The organism is Roseovarius salinarum (genome assembly GCF_002834145.1).
Lineage (GTDB): Bacteria > Pseudomonadota > Alphaproteobacteria > Rhodobacterales > Rhodobacteraceae > Roseovarius > Roseovarius salinarum.
This window is the reverse complement of the sequence record NZ_PHNT01000006.1, coordinates 70,244-92,569: the sequence shown is the minus strand read 5'-3', so window position 1 is coordinate 92,569 and position 22,326 is coordinate 70,244. Positions and strand designations below refer to the sequence as shown.

The following is a 22,326-nucleotide window of genomic DNA, read 5'->3' as shown; positions in this document are numbered from 1 at the left end:
CCCGCTCCACTAGTGTTCGTCCTGCGGCAGACCGTCCGCGATCTCGTAGTAGTCGCCCTTGTCCCCCACCCAGACGTGGCGGGTGAGCCCGAGACCGGTGGGGTCATCCAGCGCGCCAAGGGCAACCCCGATCTCTGGGCCGTCGTCCGCGCGCCAGAAAAGCGTCGACCCGCAGGTGCCGCAGAAACCCCGCGTGGCCTTTTCACTGGCCCGGTACCACGCAAGGCCATCCTCCCGGATCATCCTGACGGCTTCTTTCGGCACGTGGCCGGCGGCGAAGACATGGCCCGACTGCCGGCGGCATTGCTTGCAATGGCAGGCGATCGGGGCGCGCGGCGTCTCGTCCAGCTCGAAGGCCACGGCGCCGCAAAGGCATGATCCCTTGTGCATCGGATTCCTCCCCTCAATACACGGGCGGGGCGATCACCCAGATCGCCACCGCGGGCGCGTCATACGGATTGGCCCAGGCATAGGTCTCGCCGCGCAAGCGGAAACTGTCGCCGGGACCGAGCGTGAAATCATGGTCACCGATGCGCAGGTCGAGCCGGCCCGAGATGATGTAGCCGACCTCCTGCGTGGGCCGCCGCGCGGGCGCGGCCATGCGCGACCCGGGCCGGAAGGTGGAATGGATCACCTCGAAATCATCGGTCAGGTCCGGCGAAAGCAGCTCCTCGATCAGCCCGTCGTCGCGCGACCCCATCGGCCGCCGTGCGCCGGCGCGCACGACATGGCCCTGTTCCTCGGCAGGCGCGCTGGCATGGCCGAACAGCATCGACATCGGCACTCCCAGCGCCTCGGCGATCTGGCGCAGGTCGGAAATCGACGGATCGGAAAGGTCGCGCTCCACCTGGCTGAGCCAGCCCACCGAGCGGCCCAGCCGACCGGCGAGCGCCGAAAGCGTATGGCCCCGTGCCTTGCGCAACGTGCGCAGGTCGGCACCAAGGGTACGGGGCCGGTCCGGGTCGCGATGCAGCATGGCGCACCTCGTGAAATTCTTTGCGCAAATTTCACGCTGCACCGATTCCATGAAATTTGAAAGGGGTTTTTCACGCCGCGGCGCGGCATGGCGCCGCGCTGGGCCGCGAATCAGCCATGCAGGCCGCCGAACACCCGGTCGAGAATCGTCTGAAGCCCCGCCGCGTCGTCGACGCCGAAGGCCGCGGGGCGATCGCTGTCGATGTCGAGCACGCCGATCAGCGCGCCGGCGGCGTCGCGCACCGGCAGCACGATCTCGGAGCGCGTCGAACCGGAACAGGCGATGTGGCCGGGGAAGGCCTCGACGTCGTCGACGCGCTGCACCTCGCCGGTGCGCGCCGCCGCGCCGCAGACCCCGCGCGAAAACGGGATGACGAGACAGCCGTGCCCACCCTGATAGGGCCCGATCTTGAGCAGCTCGGGGCCCACGACGCGGTAAAAGCCCGTCCAGTCGAACCGGTCGTCGGCGTGGTGAAGCTCGCAGGCCACGGTGGCCATGAGCGCGACTTGATCGGTCTCGCCCTCGGTCAGGGCGGCGATGGTCCTGCCGGTGCTGTCGTAATCGATGCGCATGTCGTGTCTCCGGGCCGGGCCCTCCGGCGCCGGGGGCTGTCTGCCGACGGACCCCCGGGGATGTTTCGGGCAACAAGAAGGGTCAGGCGCGCTCGATCGCGATCGCCGTGCCCTCGCCGCCACCGATGCAAATCGCCGCGACCCCGCGCTTGAGCCCACGGGTTTCCAGGGCGTTGAGCAGCGTGACCATGATGCGGGCGCCGCTGGCCCCGATCGGGTGGCCCAGCGCGCAGGCGCCGCCGTTCACGTTGACGATCTCTCGTGGCAGGTTCATCTCCCGCATGAAGGCCATCGGCACCACGGCGAAGGCCTCGTTGACCTCCCAGAGGTCCACGTCCTCCGTCGTCCAGCCGATGCGCTCCAGCAGCTTCCGCGCGGCCGGGACGGGCGCCGTGGTAAACCAGCCCGGGGCCTGCGCGTGGCTCGCGTGGCCAAGGATGCGCGCGCGCACGGTCAGCCCCTGCGCCCCGGCGACATCGTCGGACGCCAGGACCAGCGCCGCCGCCCCGTCCGAGATCGAGCTGGAATTCGCCGGCGTCACGGTGCCGTCCTTGCGGAAGGCCGGCTTGAGATGCGGGATCTTGTCGGGGCGGGCCTTGGCGGGCTGTTCGTCGGCCTCGACCACCGTTTGCCCCTTGCGGGTTGTCAGCGTGACCGGCGCGATCTCTCGCGCGAAGGCGCCGGAGTCCTGCGCGGCGAGCGCCCCTTCGAGCGACCCGATGGCATATTCGTCCTGCGCCTCGCGGGTGAACTGGTATTTCTCGGCACAGTCCTCCGCGAAGGTTCCCATCAGGCGCCCCTTGTCGTAGGCATCCTCGAGCCCGTCGAGGAACATGTGGTCCTTGACCTCGGCGTGGCCGATGCGCGCACCGCCGCGCATGCCGGGCAACAGGTAGGGGGCCATCGACATGCTTTCCATGCCGCCCGCCACGACCGTGCCGACCTGGCCCAGCGCGATCTGGTCGTGAGCGGCCATTGCGGCTTTCATGCCCGAGCCGCACATCTTGTTGAGCGTCGTCGCCGGCACCGATTCGTCGAGCCCCGCGTTGAACCCGGCCTGCCGGGCGGGCGCCTGGCCCTGCCCGGCGGGCAGAACGCAGCCCATCACGAGTTCGTCCACCGTCCCGGCCCCGGCGCCGTCGAGCGCCGCGCGAATCGCCGCACCACCAAGGGTGGCGGCCGGAACACCGTCGAAATCGCCCTGGAAACCGCCCATCGGCGTGCGGGACGCGCCCGCGATGACAACCTGTTTCACCTGTCCGGTCCTCCTCGTTCTGTCGGGGCATCCATACCGGATGGTAAGGAATGGCGTCTAGCCTGCGCGGTGACAGCATGCAGCCGGGGCAGCAAAGATGAACCTGACCAGCACGTACCGCGACGGCGTCAACGTGATCACCGTCAACGACTCCCGCATCGATGCCATGGTCGCGATCCAGTTCAAGGACACCATGCGCAGCATCACCGAAACGGGTCCGCAAGACGTGTTGCTGGACCTTTCCCGGGTGGATTTCATCGATTCCAGCGGGCTGGGCGCGATCGTGGCGGCGCTGAAACAACTGGGCGAAGGGCGCCAGATGCGCCTCGCGGGGCTGACCGGGAACGTGGCAAAGGTGTTCCGCCTCACGCGCATGGACAAGGTGTTCGAAATCGTCGAGGGGCCGGCGGACACCTCCGGCCGCGCCGCCGGCTGAGACGCGCCGTGCCTCCTGACAGCGCTCCGCCACGCGCATGCGCCGCCGAAGGACACCGCGGCGCGCTCTTCCGGGCCACCGCCACCGAGGCGGAGGTGCGCCGCGTGCTCCGCGCGGTCGATGCCTGGTTGCAAGCGCGCGCCGTGCCGGCCGCGCAGCGCGGGACGGTGACGCTTTCACTGGCCGAGGCCCTGAACAACATCGTGGAACATGCCTGTGCCGCATGCCCGGACGCCGGTTTGACCGTCCGGTGCCGGCTGTCCGAAACGGAGATCCGCATCGAGTTGGTCGACCAAGGCCGCCCGATGACGGGCGGCTGCGTTCCCCGCGCGCGCAAGCCGGCCGTCACCGTGCCACGGCCGGACCTGCCCGAGGGCGGCTTCGGCTGGTTCCTGATCCAGGACCTGGCCGAAACGATCAGCTACGCGCGGCGCGGCGGCGAGAACCACCTTCACATGACGTTTCCGCGGGGCACCGACGGATCTCCGCAGGAGTGACGCCAGTATGGCGCGCCGCCACTTCACCGACAGAACACGACGCGAAATTGCCCGGCTGCGTGCCAAATTGCGCCGCATTGGAGCGCCATACAGGAGCCGTAGCTGAAAATGGCTTCTCTCGGCGCCGCGTTTCAATAGCCCCCACCCAGTGCGCGGCGTCGAGATCCTTTTCCTTCCCTGTTTGGCAAAACCCGCGCATACGTCTAGGCTCCGCCGCGAACACCACAAGACGAGACCAATGCGCGACTTTCATTTTCCCGGACGCTCGCCCGTCCTCGCCACCGGCGGGATGTGCGCCACCTCCCACCCGCTGGCTGCCAAGGCTGCCGTCACCACGCTGGAACAGGGCGGCAACGCCGTCGACGCCGCGATCGCCGGGGCCGTGCTGCTGGGCATCTGCGAACCACACATGACGGGGCTGGGCGGCGACGCGTTCGCGCTGATCGGCCATGCGGGCGGCGATGTGACGGCCTACAACGGGTCGGGACGGGCGCCGGCCGCGACCGACGCCGCCGCCCTGCGGGCGCAGGGGTTTGACGCCGTGCCGGCGAATGACGCCGCGGCCGTCACCATCCCCGGCGCGATCGAGGCGTTCTGCCGGCTGTCGTCCGACCACGGCAAACTGGGCCTTGATACAGTGCTGGCCCCCGCGATTCACTATGCCGAGGCCGGCGTGCCCGTCGCGCCGCGCGTCGCCTTCGACTGGCCCACGGCCGGCAAGGCGCTGCAGGGTCACGGACGCACCCATTTCCTGCCGGGCGGGAAAGCGCCGGAGGTGGGCACGCTGTTTCGGGCACCGGGCCAGGCGGATGTCCTGCGCCGCGTTGCCGCGCATGGGGCTGCCGGGTTCTACGAAGGCGAGGTCGCCGAGGACATCTGCGCCGCGCTGCGGGCCTTGGGCGGTGTTCACACACCGGAGGATTTCGCGGCACACCGCGGGAATTACACGACCCCTGTTGGCGGCACCTACGGAGAAACGGAACTTCTGGAGCACCCGCCCAACGGCCAGGGCGCCACGGCTGTCCTGTTGCTGAACATCCTCAAGCACTTCGATATCGCGCTGATGGACCCGTGGGGCGCGCAGCGCGCGCACATCGAGGCCGAGGCCACGAAGCTGGCCTATGACGCGCGCAACCGCTTCATCGCGGACCCGGACCACACCGCGCGGCTGGACCACATGCTGGCGCCCGAGACGGCCGAACGTCTGGCGGCGCTGATCGACCCGCAGAGCGCCATGCCGTCCGCGGCACCGCTGACCGAGGAGGTCCATCGCGACACCGTCTACATCACCGTGGTGGACAGGGACCGCATGGCCGTTTCGCTGATCTACTCGCTGTTCCACGGCTTCGGGTCGGGCATCGCGTCCGAAAGGTTCGGGGTACTGATGCATAACCGGGGCGCGGGGTTCTCGCTGGTGCCCGGCCACCCCAACGAGATGGCGGCCGGCAAGCGGCCGATGCACACGATCATCCCCGGGATCCTGCGCGAGGGTGGCGAGGTGACCATGCCCTTCGGCGTGATGGGCGGCGCCTACCAGTCGACGGGGCACGCGCGCTTCGTATCGAACCTGCGGGATTTCGGCCTTGACCCGCAGGCGGCCATCGACGCGCCGCGCTGCTTCGCGGACGCCGGAAAGCTGAAGGTCGAACGCGGCTATGGCGAGGACGTCCGTGCCGCGCTGGCCGAGATGGGGCACGACGTCATCGTCCCCCAAGAGGCGATCGGCGGCGCGCAGGCCATCTCGATACGGCCCGACGGCGTGCTCGAAGGCGGCAGCGACCCGCGCAAGGATGGCTGCGCGCTGGGTTACTGACAACGCCGCGCGGCGTGTCCTCAGTTCAGCTGGAAATGCAGCGGGTAATGGCCATCCTCGAAGGGGCCGAACAGGTCCGGGATATCGGGGTGGTCCACCGGTTCGCCGGAGTAGTCGGCCACGAGGTTCTGTTCGCTGACATAGGCCACGTAGTAGCTTTGGTCGTTCTCGGCCAGCAGGTGATAGAAGGGTTGTTCCCGCTCCGGGCGGCTGTCCTCGGGGATCGAGGCGTACCATTCCTCGGTATTGGAAAATTCGGGGTCGACATCGAACACCACACCGCGGAACGGGTGCTTCTTGTGGCGCACGACCTGGCCCAGGTGATATTTCGCCCGTGTCTTCATCATCGCGTTGCAGCCCCTAACTGCGCAGCCTAAAGCTTTCAAGGCCGGTTTGTCCAATTGCCGGCGGAAAATTTCCGGGAAACAGACTGTGGAACTCGCCCTGACAGTGCTCGAGATCGTGGCGCCGGTGTTCCTTCTGGCCGGCGTGGGCTTCGTCTGGGTGCGGCTCGGCTTCGAGTACCGCATGCAGTTCGTGACCCGGTTGGCGATGACACTTGCGGTGCCCTGCCTGATCTTCACGGCGCTGATGAAGACCGAGATCGCCCCGGCCGCGCTGACCACGCTCTCGGTGGCCGCGCTGGCGGCTTACGGCGCGGTCACGCTGGCGGCCGGGGCCTTGGTGAAACTGCTGGGGCTGGAAATTCGCACCTACCTCGCGCCGCTGATCTTCGGCAACACCGGCAACCTCGGGCTGCCGCTGGCGCTGTTCGCCTTCGGCCAGACGGGGCTGGAATACGCCGTGGTGGTCTTTGCGATCATGGCGGTGTGGTCGTTCACTTTCGGCATCTGGGTGGTGGCCGGCGGAGGCTCGCCCCTGATGGTCCTGCGCGAACCGCTGGTCGGCGCCACGCTGCTGGGCGGGCTGTTCCTGTGGCAGGGCTGGCGCACGCCCGATTTCCTGACCAACGCGCTGGAACTGATCGGGCAGCTGGCGATCCCGCTGATGCTGATCACGCTCGGCGTGGCCGTTGCCCGGCTCAGCCCGGGGCGAATCCGGCAGGCGCTGTGGCTGTCCCTGGCCAAGCTCGTCCTGTGCACGGGCGTGGCCTGGGCCGTTGGCCGCTGGTTCGCGCTGGGCGATACGGCCTTCGCGGTGCTGGTCCTGCAGATCGCCACGCCGGTCGCGGTCACCTCCTACCTGCTGGCCGAGAAATACGGCGCCGATTCGGATGCCGTTGCCGGCCTCGTCGTGGTCTCCACGCTGGTCTCCGTGGCGGCCCTGCCGGTGATTCTGGCCGTCCTGCTGTAGGTCGCGCGGAATTCGGCATTCCCCCGCCGCGCCCTTTGCGCTAGACTGCATGCAAAAAGCACAAGAAAAACGACAAGAGGCGAGAGGCAGATGAGCAGAAGCCTTTTCGCGGTTCTGACCGTCCTGTTGCTGGGATCCTGTGGCGGGGCCGGATACGACACCGCGCCGCGGAATCTCGACGACGCGTGCGCCATTCTGGACGAACGCCCGACCTATCGGCGTGCCTTCCGCGCGACCGAGCGGCGCTGGGGCGTGCCCGTGCACGTGCAGATGGCCACGATCTACCAGGAGAGCAAGTTCATTTCCGACGCGCGGACGCCGTTCCGCTACGCCCTGGGCGTGATCCCGATGGGCCGGCAGAGTTCGGCCTTCGGCTACAGCCAGGCGCTGGACGGCACATGGGACGACTACCGCGCCGCCACCGGACGGTATCGCGCAAGGCGCGACGACATCCACGACGCCACGGACTTCATGGGCTGGTACATGTCGGAATCGCAGCGCAGCCTGGGCATCTCGCTCGACGACGCGCGCAAGCAGTATCTTGCCTACCACGAAGGCCGTGCCGGATATGCACGCGCGAACTACCGGCGCAAGCCGTGGCTGATGCGCGTGGCCGCCGAGGTGGACGAGCGGGCGGAGACCTACGAACGCCAGCTTGCACGCTGCGGATTCGGCCGGCGCGGGCTGTTCTGAGCCGCCGCCCGGTTGCCGGCTTCAGCGGTCCTGCCGTTCGGTGGGGCCGACGCCGGGGATCTCGAACTTGTCCGAGGCGATCCGCACGCCGCGCTCCATGTCCCCCAGGATGACGGTGGTGCGCATGCCGCTGCTGTCGTTGATGACCCACTGGCGCAATTCCACGGGCGGGCCGGTGAACACCAGTTCGATGCTGCCGTAATCCGGGTTCTCGGGGTCCTGGGCGGTCACGGTCGTCGTCTTGCCGTCGCTTTCGTGGCCGATGACCATCCGCTCGCGCGTGAGATCGACATCGCGGGCCAGGATGATCGACAGCGGCGTGCGATGCAGCGGGTAGGCCTGCGGCCCCTCGTTGGACTTGCCGTCGATCACGCCGACACGGTTGCCGTCTGCCACCACCAGGGTCTGATCCGGCGGATCGTACTCGAACCGCACCCGCCCCGGGCGCCTGATGTAGACCTCGCCGGTGCTGATCGTGCCATCATCGTTGATCTGGGTGAATTCGCCCCGCACGGTCTGCAGGTCGTTCAGGTAATCCGAAATGGCCCCCAGCGAGAGTTTCTCCGCGGATGCGGGGGCAACCGCGGCGGCCAATACCCCAATGGCCAGCCCCGCGGCCGCGAGGAAACGTGTCTGGATCATTCTGGCTGCGCTCCTTGCTGCGATAAAATGCCTGCTGGCCCGCCCGCTGCGGCAGCGACGACCAGCCGCCCTGCCATCCCGATATCAGCACCTTCGCGCCCGTTATCAAGGCCGCATCGACCGGGCGAAGCCGGCCGGCATCGACATGCCGCGACCGGTCGCCAGACCAGCGGGACCGCCGCGATGCCCCGGCATGAAACGTCACCCGCCGGTCAAGGCCCGGCGGCAGGCATGCCGCCCCACGGATCACTGCGGTTCGGGCACCAGGACCTCGCGCTTTCCGACGTGGTTGGCCGGGCTGACGACGCCCTGCTCCTCCATCTGTTCCACCAGCCGGGCGGCCTTGTTGTAGCCGATGGCCAGCTTGCGCTGGATGTAGGAGGTGGAGCATTTGCGGTCCTTGATGGCGATCTGCACCGCCTGGTCATAGAGCGCGTCCTCTCCGTCCGTGTTGCCGCCGGTGGACAGCCCCAGAACCTGGTCGATCTCGCTGCTCTTTTCCTCGGCCGGGCCGTCGACGACACCGCTGACGTAGTCCGGCGGGCCATAGGCCTTGAGGTTGTTCACGACCTCCTCGACCTCCTCGTCGGAGACGAAGGGCCCGTGGCAGCGCGTGATCCGCGCGCCGCCGGCCATGTAGAGCATGTCGCCCATGCCCAAAAGCTGCTCCGCCCCCATCTCGCCAAGGATGGTGCGGCTGTCCACCTTGCTGGTCACCTGGAAGCTGATGCGCGTGGGGAAGTTCGCCTTGATCGTGCCGGTGATGACGTCGACAGAGGGGCGCTGCGTGGCCATGATCAGGTGGATCCCGCTCGCGCGGGCCATCTGGGCCAGGCGCTGGATGCAGGCCTCGATCTCTTTGCCGGCGACCATCATCAGGTCGGCCATCTCGTCCACGATGACGACGATGTAGGGCATCTTCTCGGGCGCGAATTCCTCGGTCTCGAACACCGGTTCGCCGGTCTCCTCGTCGAAGCCGGTCTGCACCGTGCGCGAGAACATCTCGCCCTTCGACAGCGCCTCGGCCACGCGGCTGTTGTAGCCGTCGATGTTGCGCACCCCCATCTTCGACATCTTGCGGTAACGTTCCTCCATCTCGGCGACGACCCACTTGAGCGCGACAACCGCCTTCTTGGGGTCCGTGACCACCGGCGACAGAAGATGCGGGATGCCGTCGTAGACGGAAAGCTCCAACATCTTCGGGTCGATCATGATGAGCCGGCACTCCTCGGGCGAAAGCTTGTAGAGCAGCGACAGGATCATCGTGTTGATCGCCACCGACTTGCCCGAGCCGGTGGTGCCCGCGATCAGCAGGTGGGGCATCTTGGCGAGGTTGGCGACGATCGGGTCGCCACCGATGTCCTTGCCCAGCGCCAGCGGCAGGCGCTGGTTGCCGTCGCCGAAGTCGCGGCTCGCGAGGATCTCGCGCAGCACCACCATTTCGCGGCTGTCGTTGGGAAGCTCGATGCCGATCACGCTGCGGCCCGGCACGGTGGAGACGCGTGCCGACAGCGCGCTCATCGACCGCGCGATGTCGTCGGCCAGCCCGATCACGCGGCTGGCCTTCAGCCCCGGCGCCGGCTCGAGTTCATACATGGTGACGACGGGGCCGGGGCGGACGCTGACGATCTCGCCCTTCACGCCGTAGTCGTCGAGCACGCTTTCGAGCATGCGCGCGTTTTCCTCGAGCGCGGCATCGCTCAGATGGTGGCGCTCGATCGTTTCGGGGTTGGTCAGCAGGCTCAGCGGCGGAAGTTCGAATTCCGCCTCGGGCGCATCGCCGAACTGAAGGGCGGGCTGCGCCTCGGCTTGCGCGCGGGCCGAGGGTTGCGGTGTCTTGCGTGGCGTGTGCTGAACCACCTTTCGCGGCTCCGCGGTCGGGATCCTCGGCGCGGCCTCGGCCTGTCCGGCGGTGTCGGGCGTTGCCGGGGCCGCATCCTCCCGGTTGCCCGCAGCGCGGGCAACGTCCGGGCTGGCGTGGCCGGGCGCGGCACCCTGCGCGGCGGCGGCCTGCCCGGGCCGCGCGCCGTCGCCGGAGGTCAGTGGCGGTTCCGGTGGAAGGCCGTCTTCCGTCGATGCGGTATCGAGCACCAGCTTGTCGGGGCCGCGCCCGAGGCCGCGCGTCAACGGCGCCTGGCCGCCAACACCCTGCCGGACGCGGGATTTCACCGCTTGCGAGATCTTTGCGCGGATGCGGTCATCACCCGGCATGTCGTCGACTTCGGCCGGGCTTTCGGGCTGCACCAGCTCCGGTTCGGGCATCGGCTCGGGACGACGGATGAGCGACGGCATGCGCGCCAGCAACCCGCCGCCGGTCTCGGGCGCCTCTGCAGGTTCGGCCGCCTCCGGGGCGCGGGGCCGCATACTCAGGGGCGGCTCGGCCGGCGTACCGTCATCCGGCTCGTCCGCACTGGCGCGGACCGCCTGGCGCCGCGTCTGCACCTGCCGGGCCGCCCCGGCGGCGCCCGCCGCGCCACGACCGAGCAGCGCCACGACCGCAGCGTAGGATCCCACCAGCCCAAGGACCAGGAAGCGCAGGATGCGCGCGGCCTCGTCCCGCGTGAAACCCAGAACGAAGCCGCCCAGCACGACAAGAAGGGCGCCGAGCCCCAGAGACAACAGTTTCAGGCCGAAACTGGCCGAGATCGGCAACAGCCCCAGCAGTGTCCCAAGGACCATGTCCCCGAAAAGACCGCCCAGCCCGAAGCTGTGCGCGGCCGACCAGTCGTCGCCCGGTGCAAGGGAGGAGGCATAGAGCGCGAGCGCGACCAGCCAGAGGGGCGCAAAGACCGCCCGGCGCAGTGCGCGATCGTCGCCCGCGTGAAGCAACAGGCGCACCCCCCAGGCCGCCGGAACGATGGCCAGGCCCAGGCTTCCCCAGCCGAGGATCATGAACACCGGCGCGGCGATGCCCGCGCCAACGCGGCCCGTCCAGTTGCGCACCGGCGCGTCGGTCGCTGACAGCCAGCTGGGATCGGCGGGATGGTAGGTAAGGACCATTGCCGCCGCGAGGCCACCGAGCACGAGAAGGCCGAGGCCAAGCAGCTCCTTGCCGCGCCGCTCGATCACGCCGGCCATGTTGCTGTCGAGAAGCGGGTCGCGCCCGCGTGCCTGATAAGCCATCTCCGTCCCTCTTTGTCGTTCACGTGTAGAGGCAGTCGCGCAACCGCGTGAGGCCGCGCGTCATTTCCTCGAGCGGGGCCACCATGGCGGCCCGTATGTATCCCGTCCCGGGGTTTTCTCCCCCGACCTGCCGGCCGAGGTAGGCGCCCGGCAGCACCCGCACACCCGTTTCCGTCCAGAGCTTCAGCGCCGCCGCCTCGCCGTCGTCGACGGGCAGCCACAGGAAGAACCCCGCTTGCGGCCCCGCGTAGCCCGGCACCTCTGCGAGTATCTCGTCGGCCTTCGCGAATTTCTCGGCGTAGAGCGCACGGTTCTCGACCACATGCGTTTCGTCGGCCCAGACCTTCTCGGCCGCGCGTTGCAGCGGCAGGGGCAAAGGCGCACCGGCGTAGGCGCGCAGCTGTTTCATCCGCGCGATGCTCTCGGGGCCGCCCGCAACGAAACCGCTGCGCAGACCCGGCAGGTTGGACCGCTTCGACAGGCTGTGGAAAACCACGACCCGCTCGGGGTGCGCGCCCATCTCGGCGGCGACCTCCAGCGCGCCGGGTGGCGGGGTGTCACGGTAGATCTCGCTGTAACATTCGTCGGCCAGGATCTGGAAATCGTGGCGTTCGGCCAGCCCGATCAGGTCGCGCCAGTAGTCTTGCCCGGCCACGGCGCCCTGCGGGTTGGCCGGCGAACAAATGTAGGCCAGCGCGGCCCTGTCCAGCGTGTCGGCCGGCAGCGCGGTGTAATCCGGCAGGTGCCCGGTGTCGCGGGTGGCGGGCACGAACACCGGTTCGGCATCCACCGATAGCGCCGCGACCATGTAGACCTGATAGAACGGGTTGGGCAGAAGGATCGCCGGCGCCCCCCCGCCCTTGCGTTCCGGGCAAAGCGCCATGGCCGCGTTGTAAAGCCCCTCGCGGGTGCCGTTGAGCGGCATCAACTGCGTGTCGGCATCCACCTCAACGCCGTAACGCCGCGCCAGCCAGCCCGCGAAGGCCGCGCGCAGCTCCGGCGTGCCGTCGTTCGGCGGGTAGCGGCCAAAACCCGCGGCGTGCTCCGCGATGATCCCGCTGACCCACGGCGGAAACGCGTGCTGTGGCTCGCCGATGGTCATATGCAGCACTTCGCCGCCCGGCGCGTGGCCGTCCAGCAACCGCCGCAGGCGCGGGAACGCGTAAGCCGGTAGGTTCGAAAACCGCTCGGGAAACATGCCGATACTGCCTCAAGGTCCGGGGTCATTGACCGCCCCGTTTGGCCGAAGACTACCCAACAGCCGGCCTCGGGTCCAGAAAAACAATGGTCTTGACCGGCACCGTGGCAATTCTGGCACCGCCCAAGACGCCCGGCGCGGCTCAGGGTCCGCGCCTCACGCCAGCGCCGCCTCTGCCGCCGCGGCGAGCCGCAGCAGCCTTGCTTCGCCCCCCGGGGCACCGCACAGCATGATCCCGCAACTCGGAACGCCGGTCGGCAGGCTGACGGCGCACGATCCCATCAGGTTTCCCACGCGGGTGTTGCGCAGGGTCAACAGGTTCTCGGTGACGTAGTAGTCGTCGTCATGCATCAGACGATCGGCCTGCGGCGGCATGTTGGGGGCCGTGGGCATCAGGACCGCGTCATAACCCGCCACCCGCGCCTGCCAGCCGGCGCGCAGCACCTCCAGCCGTTGCCACGCGGCGACGTAGTCGGCGGCCAGCACGTCCTTGCCGCCGCGGAACCGCTCGCGGATCGGGCCGAACATCGCGTCAGGGTCGGCCTCGATCACCTTGCCCCAGGTGCCGTAGGCCTCGGAGGTATAGAGCACGCCCGACATCGGCATCGCCTCGGCGACCTCGGGCGCGTGCAGCCGTTCCACCACGGCGCCCGCCGCTTGCAGCCGCTCGACCGACGCCTCGAAGGCCACGCGCGGGGCCTCGCGGATGTCGTCCATCACCACGGTTTCCAGCATCGCCAGCCGCCGCCCCTCCAGCGTGGCGCCGTCGAGGTCCGGTGCCGGCGTGCCGGCCAACACCGCGAACAAGAGGGCGGCATCCTCGACACTGCGCGCCAGCGGCCCGACGGTATCGAACCTGGGCGCAAGCGGCACCACGCCGTCAAGGGGCAGGCATCCCGCGCTGGTCTTGAACCCCACGAGGTCGTTCCACGCCGCCGGGATCCGCACCGAGCCGCCGGTGTCGCTGCCGATCGCCCCGGCGGCGAGACCGAAGGCCAGCGTGGCTGCCGCGCCCGAGGAGGACCCACCGGGCACCGCGCCTGGATCGTTCACGCACGGCGGCGTCGCCGTCACCGGGTTGAGCCCCAGCCCCGAAAACGCGAATTCGCTCATGTGGGTCTTGCCCAGGCAGACAAGCCCGGCCGCATTGGCATTGCGCAGAACGCGTGCGTCGCGCGCGGGCACCCTGCCCTTCAGCAATGCCGTGCCCGCCTCCGTCGCCGTGCCGGCGGTGTCGAACAGGTCCTTCCAGCTGACCGGCACACCGTCCAGCAGACCGCGCCGCCGCCCGGCCCTGGCCCGTTGCGCGGCGGCCGCGGCCTCGGCACGGGCGCGGTCGGGCATGACGGCGGAATAGATGCGGTCGCGGTCGTCATGCGCCGCGATCGCCTCGAGATACGCCTCGGTCAGCGCCTCCGGGTCGATCTCGCGCGCGGCGATTGCGCGCCCCAGCGCTGCCGCCGTCATCCCCAGCCACTCCTGCATCTCGCCCCCCGCTGTCCGTTTCCGCGGAAAACAGTCGTAGCGGCGCCCGGGCGCATGGACAATCCCGCGCGCACAGTCATATTTGGCGCATGGAGCACGACAGCGATATCCTCATCGTCGGCGGGGGCCTCAACGGTCCGGCGCTGGCACTGGCCCTCGCCCGGTCCGGGCTGCGGGTCACGGTCATCGACGCGCTCGCCGAAACCGTGCGCCGCGACGCGGGATTCGACGGGCGCGCCTATGCGCTCGCGCTGGCCTCGGTTCGGCTGCTGCACGCCATCGGCATCTGGGATCGGGTTGCGGACAAGGCCCAGCCGATGCTTGAAATCAAGGTGAGCGACGGGCGCGCGGGTGAAGGCCCGCTTTCGCCCTTCTTGCTGCATTTCGACCACGGCGAGATCGAGGAAGGCCCGATGGGCCACATGGTCGAGGACCGGTTCCTGCGCCGCGCTTTCCTTGACGCGATGAAGGAAACGGGCGGCATCACCCGCGTCTCGGGCAAGGCGGTCACGGCACAGTCGACCGGCCCCGCGGGGGCGGAGGTGACGCTCGACTCCGGCCGAAAGGTATCGGGCAAGCTGCTCGTGGGCTGTGACGGGCGCAATTCCGGCACCGCCGCCCGCGCGGGCATCCGGCGTACCGGCTGGGGCTACGGGCAGACGGCGCTTGTCGCGGCGATCGAGCATGCCCTGCCGCATCACGGCGTGGCGCACCAGTTCTTCATGCCCGCGGGGCCGCTGGCGATACTGCCGCTGCCGGGCAACGTCAGTTCCATCGTCTGGAGCGAGACCGATGAAACCGCGGCGCGGTTCATGGCCTTGTCCGACACCGAGTTCCTCGAGGTTCTGCGCCCCCGCTTCGGCGACTTCCTCGGCGAGATCAAGCTCAAGGGCAAGCGGTTCAGCTACCCGCTGGGGCTGAGCCTGGCCAACAGCTTCGTGGCCGAGCGGCTGGCACTGGTGGGCGACGCCGCCCACGGCATGCACCCGATCGCCGGACAGGGGCTGAACGCCGGGCTGCGCGACGTGGCCGCGATGGAACAGGTGCTCTCGGAGGCCGCCCAACGTGGCGAGGATATCGGCAAAGAGGATGTGCTGGCGCGATACCAGCAGTGGCGGCGCTTCGACACCGCGACGCTGGCCGTCGCCACTGACGTGACCAACCGACTGTTTTCCAATGACAACCCGATCCTGCGACTGGGGCGCGACATCGGGATGGGCGCGATCAACGCGTTGCCGCGCCTGCGGCGCGGCATGATCCGTGAAGCCGCCGGGCTGACCGGGGAGCTGCCGCGGCTGATGCGGGGCTAGCCGGGCTTCGCCCAGCCGTCAGTCGTCCAGGACCCGCGCCTCGTCTTCCAGCATGACCGGGATGCCGCCCCGGATCGGGTAGGCAAGGTTGGCCGCCTTGCTGACCAGTTCCTGCCGCTCGGCATCGTACCGCAGCACGGTCTGCGTCTTGGGGCAGATCAGCGCCTCGAGCATCCGGCGATCGAAGGCCGGGTGGGCCGGGGGCTGTGCGGTCACTGGATGATCTCCTCGTCGTCGCCGCCGCGCAGGGCGTATTCGATCAGCGTCACCAGCGTTTCACGCCGCGTGCTCAGCGACGGCGCCTCGAGAAGCGCCTGCTTGTCCTCCGGCTCGAAACCCAGAAGCATCGACAGCGAGTTGATCAGCAGTTCGTCGTCGGCCTCCTTGAGTGTCTCCCAGTCCGTGCGCAGTTCGCGCGCCTCGAAGTACCGGGACAGCAGCCGCATGAAGGCCGCGCGATCGAACCCCGGGTCGCTGTCCGCCGGCCCGAGGTCACGCTCGAACCCCGCCCAGTCGACCCGCGCGCGACGGTACGGGGTGAAGCCGTCGACCTCCTCGCAGACGCGGAACCGCGACAGACCGGTGAGCGTGATCATGTAGCGGCCGTCCTCGGTTTCCGAGAACTGCGTGACGCGGCCGACGCAGCCGATGGTCTGCAGCCCCGTGCCGCCGCGCCCGGGCACCTCGTTGGGCTGCACCATGCCGATCAGCCGCTCGGGCGTTTTCAGCGCGTCCTCGAGCATCGCAAGGTAGCGCGGCTCGAACAGGTGCAGCGGCAGGCGCGACCGCGGCAGCAGCAGCGCACCGGGCAGCGGGAAGACCGGCACGGTATCGGGCAGATCGGCTTGGTTGATCATGCCGCTAACCTAGGCCGCGGGCCGGTTCAGGCAAATATCATCGAGCTCAGGCGGCGGCGCCCGCGCTGCACGACCGGGTCGTCGGGCTTGAGCGCCTCGAAGATCTTGAAAAGCTGCTGCTTGGCCGCCTCGTCGTTCCATTCGCGATCGCGGCGGAACAGCTCCAGCAATTCCTCGACCGCCTCCTCGGTCTGGCCGCCGGCATAAAGCGCTTGCGCGAGGTCGAACCGCGCCTGGTGATCGTCGGGATCGGCCTCGACCTTCGCGCGCAGGTCGGCCACCGGCCCGGCCTCGGCGGCCTGCTTGGCCAGCTCGAGCTGAGCGTGGGCGGCTTCCAGTTCCGGCGCCTCGCTGATTTCGGCCGGCGCACCGTTGAGGATCGCCTCGGCCTGGTCGAGATCGTCCATCGCGAGATGCGCGCGCACCATGCCGGCATAGGCCTTGGCGTTCTTCGCGTCCTCTTGCAGGATCGCCGCGAAGGTCTGCGCGGCATCCGACGCCGCGCCTTCCTCGAGCATCTGCTCGGCAGCTTCGACGGCCTCGTCCAGCCCGCCGCCGGTCTCGCCGCCCGCGGCCTGGATCACGCGCTGAATGAAGGCATCGAGTTCCGACGCCGGCAAGGCGCCCTGGAAGCCGTCCACCGGCTGGCCCTGCCAGAAGGCATAGACCGTCGGGAGCGACTGGATGCGCAGCTGCCCGGCGATCATCTGGTTCTCGTCCACGTTGACCTTGGCCATCTTGACGGCGCCGCCCGCCTTCTTCACGGCCTCCTCCAGCGCCGGGCCCAGTGTCTTGCACGGGCCGCACCACGGCGCCCAGAAATCGACGATGACCGGCACGGTCTTGGAGGCCTCCACGACCTCGGCCATGAAGTCGGCCTCGCCCACATCCTTGATCAGATCGCCCGCTGCCGGCGCGTTTTGGTTCTGGCCCAGTTCCAGCATCGTTTCATCATCCTTTTGATCGATTGCCCCCTATATGAGGAAGCCAGACGGCGAATTCAAAGGTCGAATTCGGCAAAGACCGGCGCGTGATCGCTGGGCTTGTCCCAGCCGCGCGCGTCCCGCAGGATGCGGCTGCCGTGCGCCGCCCGTGCAATGTCCGGCGACGCCCAGACATGGTCGAGCCGCCGGCCGCGATCCGACGCCGCCCAATCCCGCGCACGGTAGGACCACCAGCTGTAGAGCCGGCCGTCGGGAATATCCGCGCGGGTGACGTCCACCCAGCGGCCGGCCTCCTGCGCATCGGTCAGGTGGTCCACCTCGACCGGCGTGTGGCTGACCACCTTGAGCATCTTCTTGTGGTCCCACACGTCGTCTTCGCGCGGGGCGATGTTCAGATCGCCCACGAGGATCGACCGTTCGGGCCGGTTGTCGCGCAGCCAGTCCCGGAGGCCGGCCACGTAATCGAGCTTCTGGCCGAACTTCTCGTTCACCGCGCGGTCGGGCTTGTCGCCGCCGGCGGGCACGTAGAAGTTGTGGATCAGCGTGCCGTCCTCCAGCCGCGCCGCCACATGGCGGGCCTGCCCCAGGGCGGCGAAATCCAGGTCGCCCGCATCCTGAAGCGGCAGGCGCGACAGGATGGCCACGCCGTTGTAGCCCTTCTCGCCGCGCGCAACCATGTGGCCGTAGCCCAGGTCCCGGAAGGCCTCGGTGGGAATCTTCTCGACCGGGCTCTTGCATTCCTGCAGGCACAGGATGTCGGGCGCCTCCTGTTCCAGCAGGCGCAGAACAAGGCCCTCGCGCAAGCGGACCGAGTTGATGTTCCAGGTGGCAAGGGTGAAGGGCATGGTCAGGCTCCGGCACGGGGATCGCGCGGCTCGGGGATGCCAGCCCGCCCGGGTGTGCGCAACAAAAAAGACCCCGGCAGAGCCGGGGCCAGTCCAACAGGGAGGTGCATGCGATAACCCGCGCATGCGACGGGATCGGAATGAAGCTAAAGGTGCCTGGCGGATTCCGCTTTGACTTCGATCAAGCCCGCGCGCTCAGGCCAGAAGGCGGTAGCCGCCGGATTCGGTCACGAGAAGCCGGGCGTTGGCCGGGTCGGGCTCGATCTTCTGGCGCAGACGATAGATGTGGGTTTCCAGCGTGTGTGTCGTCACGCCGGCGTTGTAGCCCCAGACCTCGTGCAGAAGCACGTCGCGCGGTACCACGCCTTCGGTGGAGCGGTAGAGGTACTTGAGGATGTTGGTTTCCTTCTCGGTCAGCCGGATCTTCTTGTCGGCTTCGTCGACGAGCATCTTCATCGCCGGCTTGAAGGTGTAGGGGCCGAGCTGGAACACCGCGTCCTCGGACTGTTCGTGCTGGCGCAACTGGGCACGGATCCGCGCCAGAAGCACGGGGAACTTGAACGGCTTGGTGATGTAGTCGTTGGCGCCCGCATCCAGGCCGAGAATCGTGTCGGCGTCGCCGTCGTGGCCGGTGAGCATCATGATCGGCGCCTTCACGCCCTGCTTGCGCATCAGCCGGCACAACTCGCGCCCGTCGGTGTCGGGCAGACCGACGTCGAGGATCACCAGATCGTAGATGCCGTCGCGGGCCTTGGTCATTGCCTCGGACCCGTTCGCCGCCTCGAAGACGTCGAAATCCTCGGTCATCACGAGCTGTTCGCTCAGGGCTTCGCGCAGGTCGTCATCGTCATCGACCAGCAGGATTTTCTTGAGCTGTCCCATGGCTGTCCTTTCCGTTTCTCTTTGGCCAACATGCGGCCGCGCACCGGAGCGGACAAGATGTGCTACAGCCCCCTCACGCCCACGTGTCACCGCGCGAGGGAATATTTCAATTTGCCGGCGGCACCTATATGTGTGGACGGATCGAAACCAGTGCCCGCCCGACCATGAGCCTCGCCCCGGACATATCCGAAACACTCGCCCGCGCGCGCGCCGACCTGCGCATGGGCGTGCCGGTGGTGATCACCGCCGGTGAAACCGCCGCGCTGGTGCTGGCGGCCGAGACGCTGGACGCGCGGCGCCTGTCGGCGCTGCACGCGCTGGGCGGGGGCGCGGTCCTTGCGATCAGCGGGCGCCGCGCGGCCACGCTCAAGGCACGGGCCTATGACGGCGACCTTGCCCGCGTGAGCGTGCCGGAGGACGCGACGCTGACGTGGATCCGCGGCGTGGCCGACCCGGCCGACGACCTCAAGACGCCGATGAAGGGCCCGCTGATCACCGAGCGCGGCGGCGATGCGAGCCTGCATCGCATGGCGCTCCGGCTGGTGAAATCCGCCCGGCTTCTGCCGGCGGTGCTGGTACAGGTCTTCGCCGGCGCCCAGCGCTTCGCCGAGGAGAACCGGCTGAGCGTCATCGCCGCCGAGCAGGCGCACGAGAGGCTGGCCGCCGGCAGCCCGCTGCACCCGGTCGTCAATGCGCGCCTGCCGCTGGAAGTGTCCGAGGCGGGGCGGCTGCATGTCTTCCGCCCCGAGGACGGCGGCGAGGAACATTATGCCGTCGAGATCGGCCAGCCCCGGCGCGACCTGCCCGTGCTCGCGCGGTTGCACTCGGCCTGTTTCACCGGGGACCTGATGGGCAGCCTGAAATGCGACTGCGGCCCGCAGCTGCGTGGCGCGCTGGCGCAGATGGGCGCGGAGGGAACCGGCGTCCTGCTCTACCTCAGCCAGGAGGGACGTGGCATCGGGCTGGCCAACAAGATGCGCGCCTATTCCCTGCAGGACCAGGGCTTCGACACCGTCGAGGCCAACCACCGGCTGGGCTTCGAGGACGACGAGCGCGATTTCCGCATCGGCGCGCAGATACTGAAATCCATGGGGTTCTCGGACGTCCGCCTGCTGACCAACAACCCCGGCAAGATCGCGATGATGGAGGCCAACGGCATCAACGTGACCGAGCGCGTGCCGCTGAAGGTGGGCGAGACGGATCACAACCGCGCCTACCTTGCGACCAAGGCGGCGAAATCCGGCCACCTGTTATGAAGCGGAGCGCCTGGCGGCGCGCATGTCCGTCAGGCGAGGGGCGCTGCCCCTCGCGCTCCCCGGAGTATTTTGCCCAAGGTGAAGAACGCTGCGCGCTGTGCACTGCCCGTCCGGGCAAAGAGGTTTTGGCATCGCTTGTCGAATCCTATATGTAGCCGCATCGCGCGAGACAGGAGCCCGGAGACGATGAGCGATACCGCCCCGATCACGCAGGACGTGGCCACGATCCCCCGCAAGCTGCCGGAGGGACCGGTCAACATCGTCGGGTTGACCCGGCCCGCGCTGCGCGCGGCCCTGGTCGCCATGGGCACGCCCGAGCGTCAGGCCAAGATGCGCGCCGGACAGATCTGGCAGTGGATATACCAGTGGGGCGTGCGCGACTTCGCGGCGATGACCAACCTGTCGAAGGCCTATCGCAAGGAACTCGCCGAGCATTTCGTCATCGAGATCCCGCAGATGGTCAGCCGCCAGGTCAGCGCCGACGGCACGCGCAAGTACCTCGCGCGCATCGCCGGCGGCCACGAGGTCGAGGTCGTCTACATCCCCGAGGCGGACCGTGGCACGCTGTGCATTTCCAGCCAAGTGGGGTGCACGCTGACCTGTTCGTTCTGCCACACCGGCACGCAGAAGCTGGTGCGCAACCTCACCGCCGGCGAGATCGTCGGCCAGATCATGATGGCACGCGACGACCTTGACGAATGGCCGGAGCGCGGCGTGCCGCGCGACGAAACGCGCCTGCTGTCGAACATCGTCCTGATGGGCATGGGCGAGCCGCTCTACAATTTCGAGAACGTCCGCGACGCGATGCAGATCGCGATGGACGGCGAGGGTATCTCTTTGTCGCGGCGGCGCATCACGCTGTCGACCAGCGGCGTTGTCCCCGAGATCGCGCGCGCGGGCGCCGAGATCGGCTGCCAGTTGGCGGTGAGCTTCCACGCCACCACGGACGAGGTGCGCGACCGGCTGGTGCCGATCAATCGCAAGTGGAACATCGAAACGCTGCTGGAGGCGTTGCGCGCCTATCCGCGGCTGTCCAACTCCGAACGGATCACCTTCGAATACGTGATGCTGCGGGATGTCAACGACAGCGACGCCGACGCGCGCCGGCTGGTCAAGCTTATCGAGGGAATTCCGGCCAAGATCAATCTGATCCCGTTCAACGAATGGCCCGGCGCGCCGCACGCGCGCAGCGACTGGGACCGGATCGAGGCCTTTGCCGACATCGTCTACAAGGCCGGCTACGCCAGCCCGATCCGCACGCCGCGCGGCGAGGACATCATGGCCGCCTGCGGGCAGCTTAAGTCGGACACCGAGCGCGGACGCAAATCGCGGCGCGAGATCATGGCCGACGCCAAATTATGACCCAGTGATCGCCGCAATCGGGAACGATTGTCGCCATCAGCGTTGATCACCTTCGATCTCGAAACAATCGTCGAAGGATGAGAAACGATGATGACTTCGAGCAGCACACGCCCCGACGACATCCGCGCCCTGGTGATGCGCGAACGCCGCATGGCCGTTTCCGAACGCGAATGGATGCACCGCCTGCGCGGCCACGGCTACGCCATCCGGGACACGGCCGAAGGGCGCGTCGTGACCTCGCTGGTTCGCGGCGCGGCCGTTTGCGACCTGCCGGCGTGACCGGCCAGCCGCGGCCGCCTGCAGGCGGGCCCGCGCCCTAGTTCGGCTCAAGCTCCGCCGCCGGGGTGTCGCGGATCTGCGTCCATTTCTCGTCGGCCCGCGCAATGTGGTCCGGCACGTCAGTCAGCCAGCGCGCCTGCGCGGGTTCGGACGTGTTGAGGTAGAGCCGATCGTCGACGACGCGGAACAGGGCCGGGTCGGTGTCGAGCTTGATGCCCATGACCGTGCCCATGGCGCAGAACCCGCCGTAGGCCGGGGCGAACTTGTCCGGGTTGGCGCGGAACATCTCGCGGTGCTCTGCGGACGCGAAATGATAGGTCACCCCGTCGTGCCGCGCCGCGATGTCCGGCGTGCCCTTCACGGCCGCGCCTCGCGTGAAATAGGCCACCGGGTCGTGACCCTTGAGCATGACCCCGTCGGGCCCTGCGTTCATGGCGGCCCCGCCCGCGGAGCCGGCCAGCAGCGCCGTGGGCACACCTGTGACCGTCATCGCGGACAGGCCCACGGCCAGAATGTTGCGTCTGGTGATGGTCATCGGAATTCCTCCTTTTCGACGTGGAGCGCGGTAGTGCACGCCACGCACGGGC

At 68.5% G+C, this 22,326-nt stretch carries 24 protein-coding genes; 9 read left to right on the top strand and 15 right to left on the bottom strand.

Annotated features, from left to right (window positions below; translation table 11 throughout):
• Positions 1 to 9 precede the first annotated feature (9 nt).
• The 4 genes from CEF10_RS07745 to CEF10_RS07730 all read right to left on the bottom strand — a co-directional run bounded on the left by CEF10_RS07745 (position 10) and on the right by CEF10_RS07730 (position 2,803).
• Complete coding sequence (locus CEF10_RS07745; RefSeq protein WP_101067562.1) at positions 10 to 390, bottom strand: GFA family protein; 381 nt, start codon at positions 388 to 390, stop codon at positions 10 to 12.
• 13 nt (positions 391 to 403) lie between these two features.
• Positions 404 to 976, bottom strand: coding sequence for a helix-turn-helix domain-containing protein (locus CEF10_RS07740; RefSeq protein WP_101067561.1), 573 nt, complete (start codon positions 974 to 976; stop codon positions 404 to 406).
• A gap of 110 nt (positions 977 to 1,086) precedes the next feature.
• On the bottom strand, positions 1,087 to 1,548 hold the full coding sequence (locus CEF10_RS07735) for a GAF domain-containing protein (protein WP_101067560.1): 462 nt from the start codon (positions 1,546 to 1,548) through the stop codon (positions 1,087 to 1,089).
• Between the two features lie 82 nt (positions 1,549 to 1,630).
• Positions 1,631 to 2,803 carry a thiolase family protein gene (locus CEF10_RS07730; RefSeq protein WP_101067559.1) on the bottom strand — a complete coding sequence of 391 codons (1,173 nt, stop codon included), beginning with the start codon at positions 2,801 to 2,803 and terminating at the stop codon, positions 1,631 to 1,633.
• 97 nt (positions 2,804 to 2,900) lie between these two features.
• On the opposite strand from CEF10_RS07730, the gene CEF10_RS07725 reads away from it, so the two are divergent.
• From CEF10_RS07725 to CEF10_RS07715, 3 genes are all read left to right on the top strand, one after another.
• Positions 2,901 to 3,239 carry an STAS domain-containing protein gene (locus CEF10_RS07725; protein ID WP_101067558.1) on the top strand — a complete coding sequence of 113 codons (339 nt, stop codon included), beginning with the start codon at positions 2,901 to 2,903 and terminating at the stop codon, positions 3,237 to 3,239.
• Positions 3,240 to 3,247: 8 nt separating this feature from the next.
• The gene (locus CEF10_RS07720; RefSeq protein ID WP_101067557.1) at positions 3,248 to 3,736 is read left to right on the top strand and encodes an ATP-binding protein; all 489 of its coding nucleotides are present in this window, start codon (positions 3,248 to 3,250) and stop codon (positions 3,734 to 3,736) included.
• A gap of 238 nt (positions 3,737 to 3,974) precedes the next feature.
• On the top strand, positions 3,975 to 5,549 hold the full coding sequence (locus tag CEF10_RS07715) for a gamma-glutamyltransferase family protein (protein WP_101067556.1): 1,575 nt from the start codon (positions 3,975 to 3,977) through the stop codon (positions 5,547 to 5,549).
• Positions 5,550 to 5,569: 20 nt separating this feature from the next.
• Here the strand turns inward: CEF10_RS07715 and hspQ are convergent, their stop codons facing one another.
• Positions 5,570 to 5,896, bottom strand: a complete 327-nt coding sequence (gene hspQ, locus CEF10_RS07710; RefSeq protein WP_101067555.1) for a heat shock protein HspQ — start codon at positions 5,894 to 5,896, stop codon at positions 5,570 to 5,572.
• 85 nt (positions 5,897 to 5,981) lie between these two features.
• On the opposite strand from hspQ, the gene CEF10_RS07705 reads away from it, so the two are divergent.
• Positions 5,982 to 6,863: an AEC family transporter gene (locus CEF10_RS07705; RefSeq protein ID WP_101067554.1), complete on the top strand. Its 882-nt coding sequence runs from the start codon at positions 5,982 to 5,984 to the stop codon at positions 6,861 to 6,863.
• Positions 6,864 to 6,953: 90 nt separating this feature from the next.
• Positions 6,954 to 7,556, top strand: a complete 603-nt coding sequence (locus CEF10_RS07700) for a transglycosylase SLT domain-containing protein (RefSeq protein WP_101067553.1) — start codon at positions 6,954 to 6,956, stop codon at positions 7,554 to 7,556.
• A gap of 21 nt (positions 7,557 to 7,577) precedes the next feature.
• Here CEF10_RS07700 and CEF10_RS07695 read toward each other — a convergent pair whose 3' ends face one another.
• The 4 genes from CEF10_RS07695 to CEF10_RS07680 all read right to left on the bottom strand — a co-directional run bounded on the left by CEF10_RS07695 (position 7,578) and on the right by CEF10_RS07680 (position 14,004).
• Positions 7,578 to 8,198 carry a LolA family protein gene (locus CEF10_RS07695; RefSeq protein WP_101067552.1) on the bottom strand — a complete coding sequence of 207 codons (621 nt, stop codon included), beginning with the start codon at positions 8,196 to 8,198 and terminating at the stop codon, positions 7,578 to 7,580.
• 246 nt (positions 8,199 to 8,444) lie between these two features.
• Positions 8,445 to 11,321, bottom strand: coding sequence for a DNA translocase FtsK (locus CEF10_RS07690; protein ID WP_101067551.1), 2,877 nt, complete (start codon positions 11,319 to 11,321; stop codon positions 8,445 to 8,447).
• A 19-nt stretch (positions 11,322 to 11,340) separates the two neighbouring features.
• Positions 11,341 to 12,519: an aminotransferase class I/II-fold pyridoxal phosphate-dependent enzyme gene (locus CEF10_RS07685; RefSeq protein ID WP_101067550.1), complete on the bottom strand. Its 1,179-nt coding sequence runs from the start codon at positions 12,517 to 12,519 to the stop codon at positions 11,341 to 11,343.
• A 156-nt stretch (positions 12,520 to 12,675) separates the two neighbouring features.
• Complete coding sequence (locus tag CEF10_RS07680) at positions 12,676 to 14,004, bottom strand: amidase (protein WP_101067549.1); 1,329 nt, start codon at positions 14,002 to 14,004, stop codon at positions 12,676 to 12,678.
• Positions 14,005 to 14,093: 89 nt separating this feature from the next.
• Between CEF10_RS07680 and CEF10_RS07675 the strand changes: the two genes are divergently transcribed.
• Positions 14,094 to 15,314 carry an FAD-dependent monooxygenase gene (locus CEF10_RS07675; protein WP_101067548.1) on the top strand — a complete coding sequence of 407 codons (1,221 nt, stop codon included), beginning with the start codon at positions 14,094 to 14,096 and terminating at the stop codon, positions 15,312 to 15,314.
• A gap of 18 nt (positions 15,315 to 15,332) precedes the next feature.
• Here CEF10_RS07675 and CEF10_RS07670 read toward each other — a convergent pair whose 3' ends face one another.
• The 5 genes from CEF10_RS07670 to CEF10_RS07650 all read right to left on the bottom strand — a co-directional run bounded on the left by CEF10_RS07670 (position 15,333) and on the right by CEF10_RS07650 (position 18,842).
• Positions 15,333 to 15,488, bottom strand: coding sequence for a Trm112 family protein (locus CEF10_RS07670; protein WP_108723457.1), 156 nt, complete (start codon positions 15,486 to 15,488; stop codon positions 15,333 to 15,335).
• Between the two features lie 38 nt (positions 15,489 to 15,526).
• Positions 15,527 to 16,171, bottom strand: coding sequence for an LON peptidase substrate-binding domain-containing protein (locus CEF10_RS07665; RefSeq protein WP_101067546.1), 645 nt, complete (start codon positions 16,169 to 16,171; stop codon positions 15,527 to 15,529).
• A 26-nt stretch (positions 16,172 to 16,197) separates the two neighbouring features.
• A complete protein-coding gene (trxA, locus tag CEF10_RS07660; protein WP_101067545.1) occupies positions 16,198 to 17,115 on the bottom strand; it encodes a thioredoxin in 918 nt (305 codons plus the stop codon).
• A gap of 56 nt (positions 17,116 to 17,171) precedes the next feature.
• Complete coding sequence (locus CEF10_RS07655) at positions 17,172 to 17,960, bottom strand: exodeoxyribonuclease III (RefSeq protein WP_101067544.1); 789 nt, start codon at positions 17,958 to 17,960, stop codon at positions 17,172 to 17,174.
• Between the two features lie 195 nt (positions 17,961 to 18,155).
• Positions 18,156 to 18,842: a response regulator transcription factor gene (locus tag CEF10_RS07650; RefSeq protein WP_101067543.1), complete on the bottom strand. Its 687-nt coding sequence runs from the start codon at positions 18,840 to 18,842 to the stop codon at positions 18,156 to 18,158.
• A gap of 164 nt (positions 18,843 to 19,006) precedes the next feature.
• Here CEF10_RS07650 and ribA point away from each other — a divergent pair, with 164 nt between their 5' ends.
• The 3 genes from ribA (at position 19,007) to CEF10_RS07635 (ending at position 21,739) form a co-directional block, all read left to right on the top strand.
• Positions 19,007 to 20,098, top strand: coding sequence for a GTP cyclohydrolase II (gene ribA / locus CEF10_RS07645; RefSeq protein ID WP_101067542.1), 1,092 nt, complete (start codon positions 19,007 to 19,009; stop codon positions 20,096 to 20,098).
• A gap of 186 nt (positions 20,099 to 20,284) precedes the next feature.
• Positions 20,285 to 21,460 (top strand): 23S rRNA (adenine(2503)-C(2))-methyltransferase RlmN, encoded by a 1,176-nt coding sequence (rlmN, locus tag CEF10_RS07640; protein ID WP_101067541.1) that lies wholly within the window; start codon positions 20,285 to 20,287, stop codon positions 21,458 to 21,460.
• Positions 21,461 to 21,547: 87 nt separating this feature from the next.
• Entirely contained in the window at positions 21,548 to 21,739 is a 192-nt protein-coding gene (locus tag CEF10_RS07635; RefSeq protein WP_101067540.1) for a hypothetical protein, read from the top strand.
• A gap of 37 nt (positions 21,740 to 21,776) precedes the next feature.
• On the opposite strand, the gene CEF10_RS07630 is transcribed toward CEF10_RS07635, so the two are convergent.
• Entirely contained in the window at positions 21,777 to 22,274 is a 498-nt protein-coding gene (locus tag CEF10_RS07630; protein WP_232796437.1) for a YHS domain-containing (seleno)protein, read from the bottom strand.
• Positions 22,275 to 22,326 lie beyond the last annotated feature (52 nt).

What these genes read in the sequence shown, in the direction of transcription:
- CEF10_RS07665 (WP_101067546.1), bottom strand. Translation starts at nt 16,171, where the DNA reads ATGATCAACCAAGCCGATCTGCCCGATACCGTGCCGGTCTTCCCGCTG.
- CEF10_RS07715 (WP_101067556.1), top strand. Translation starts at nt 3,975, where the DNA reads ATGCGCGACTTTCATTTTCCCGGACGCTCGCCCGTCCTCGCCACCGGC.
- CEF10_RS07680 (WP_101067549.1), bottom strand. Translation starts at nt 14,004, where the DNA reads ATGCAGGAGTGGCTGGGGATGACGGCGGCAGCGCTGGGGCGCGCAATC.
- CEF10_RS07635 (WP_101067540.1), top strand. Translation starts at nt 21,548, where the DNA reads ATGATGACTTCGAGCAGCACACGCCCCGACGACATCCGCGCCCTGGTG.
- CEF10_RS07695 (WP_101067552.1), bottom strand. Translation starts at nt 8,198, where the DNA reads ATGATCCAGACACGTTTCCTCGCGGCCGCGGGGCTGGCCATTGGGGTA.
- rlmN (WP_101067541.1), top strand. Translation starts at nt 20,285, where the DNA reads ATGAGCGATACCGCCCCGATCACGCAGGACGTGGCCACGATCCCCCGC.
- CEF10_RS07670 (WP_108723457.1), bottom strand. Translation starts at nt 15,488, where the DNA reads ATGCTCGAGGCGCTGATCTGCCCCAAGACGCAGACCGTGCTGCGGTAC.
- CEF10_RS07690 (WP_101067551.1), bottom strand. Translation starts at nt 11,321, where the DNA reads ATGGCTTATCAGGCACGCGGGCGCGACCCGCTTCTCGACAGCAACATG.
- trxA (WP_101067545.1), bottom strand. Translation starts at nt 17,115, where the DNA reads ATGCTGGAACTGGGCCAGAACCAAAACGCGCCGGCAGCGGGCGATCTG.
- CEF10_RS07630 (WP_232796437.1), bottom strand. Translation starts at nt 22,274, where the DNA reads ATGACCATCACCAGACGCAACATTCTGGCCGTGGGCCTGTCCGCGATG.
- CEF10_RS07650 (WP_101067543.1), bottom strand. Translation starts at nt 18,842, where the DNA reads ATGGGACAGCTCAAGAAAATCCTGCTGGTCGATGACGATGACGACCTG.
- CEF10_RS07725 (WP_101067558.1), top strand. Translation starts at nt 2,901, where the DNA reads ATGAACCTGACCAGCACGTACCGCGACGGCGTCAACGTGATCACCGTC.
- CEF10_RS07700 (WP_101067553.1), top strand. Translation starts at nt 6,954, where the DNA reads ATGAGCAGAAGCCTTTTCGCGGTTCTGACCGTCCTGTTGCTGGGATCC.
- CEF10_RS07735 (WP_101067560.1), bottom strand. Translation starts at nt 1,548, where the DNA reads ATGCGCATCGATTACGACAGCACCGGCAGGACCATCGCCGCCCTGACC.
- ribA (WP_101067542.1), top strand. Translation starts at nt 19,007, where the DNA reads ATGAGCCTCGCCCCGGACATATCCGAAACACTCGCCCGCGCGCGCGCC.
- CEF10_RS07740 (WP_101067561.1), bottom strand. Translation starts at nt 976, where the DNA reads ATGCTGCATCGCGACCCGGACCGGCCCCGTACCCTTGGTGCCGACCTG.
- CEF10_RS07685 (WP_101067550.1), bottom strand. Translation starts at nt 12,519, where the DNA reads ATGTTTCCCGAGCGGTTTTCGAACCTACCGGCTTACGCGTTCCCGCGC.
- CEF10_RS07745 (WP_101067562.1), bottom strand. Translation starts at nt 390, where the DNA reads ATGCACAAGGGATCATGCCTTTGCGGCGCCGTGGCCTTCGAGCTGGAC.
- CEF10_RS07675 (WP_101067548.1), top strand. Translation starts at nt 14,094, where the DNA reads ATGGAGCACGACAGCGATATCCTCATCGTCGGCGGGGGCCTCAACGGT.
- hspQ (WP_101067555.1), bottom strand. Translation starts at nt 5,896, where the DNA reads ATGATGAAGACACGGGCGAAATATCACCTGGGCCAGGTCGTGCGCCAC.
- CEF10_RS07655 (WP_101067544.1), bottom strand. Translation starts at nt 17,960, where the DNA reads ATGCCCTTCACCCTTGCCACCTGGAACATCAACTCGGTCCGCTTGCGC.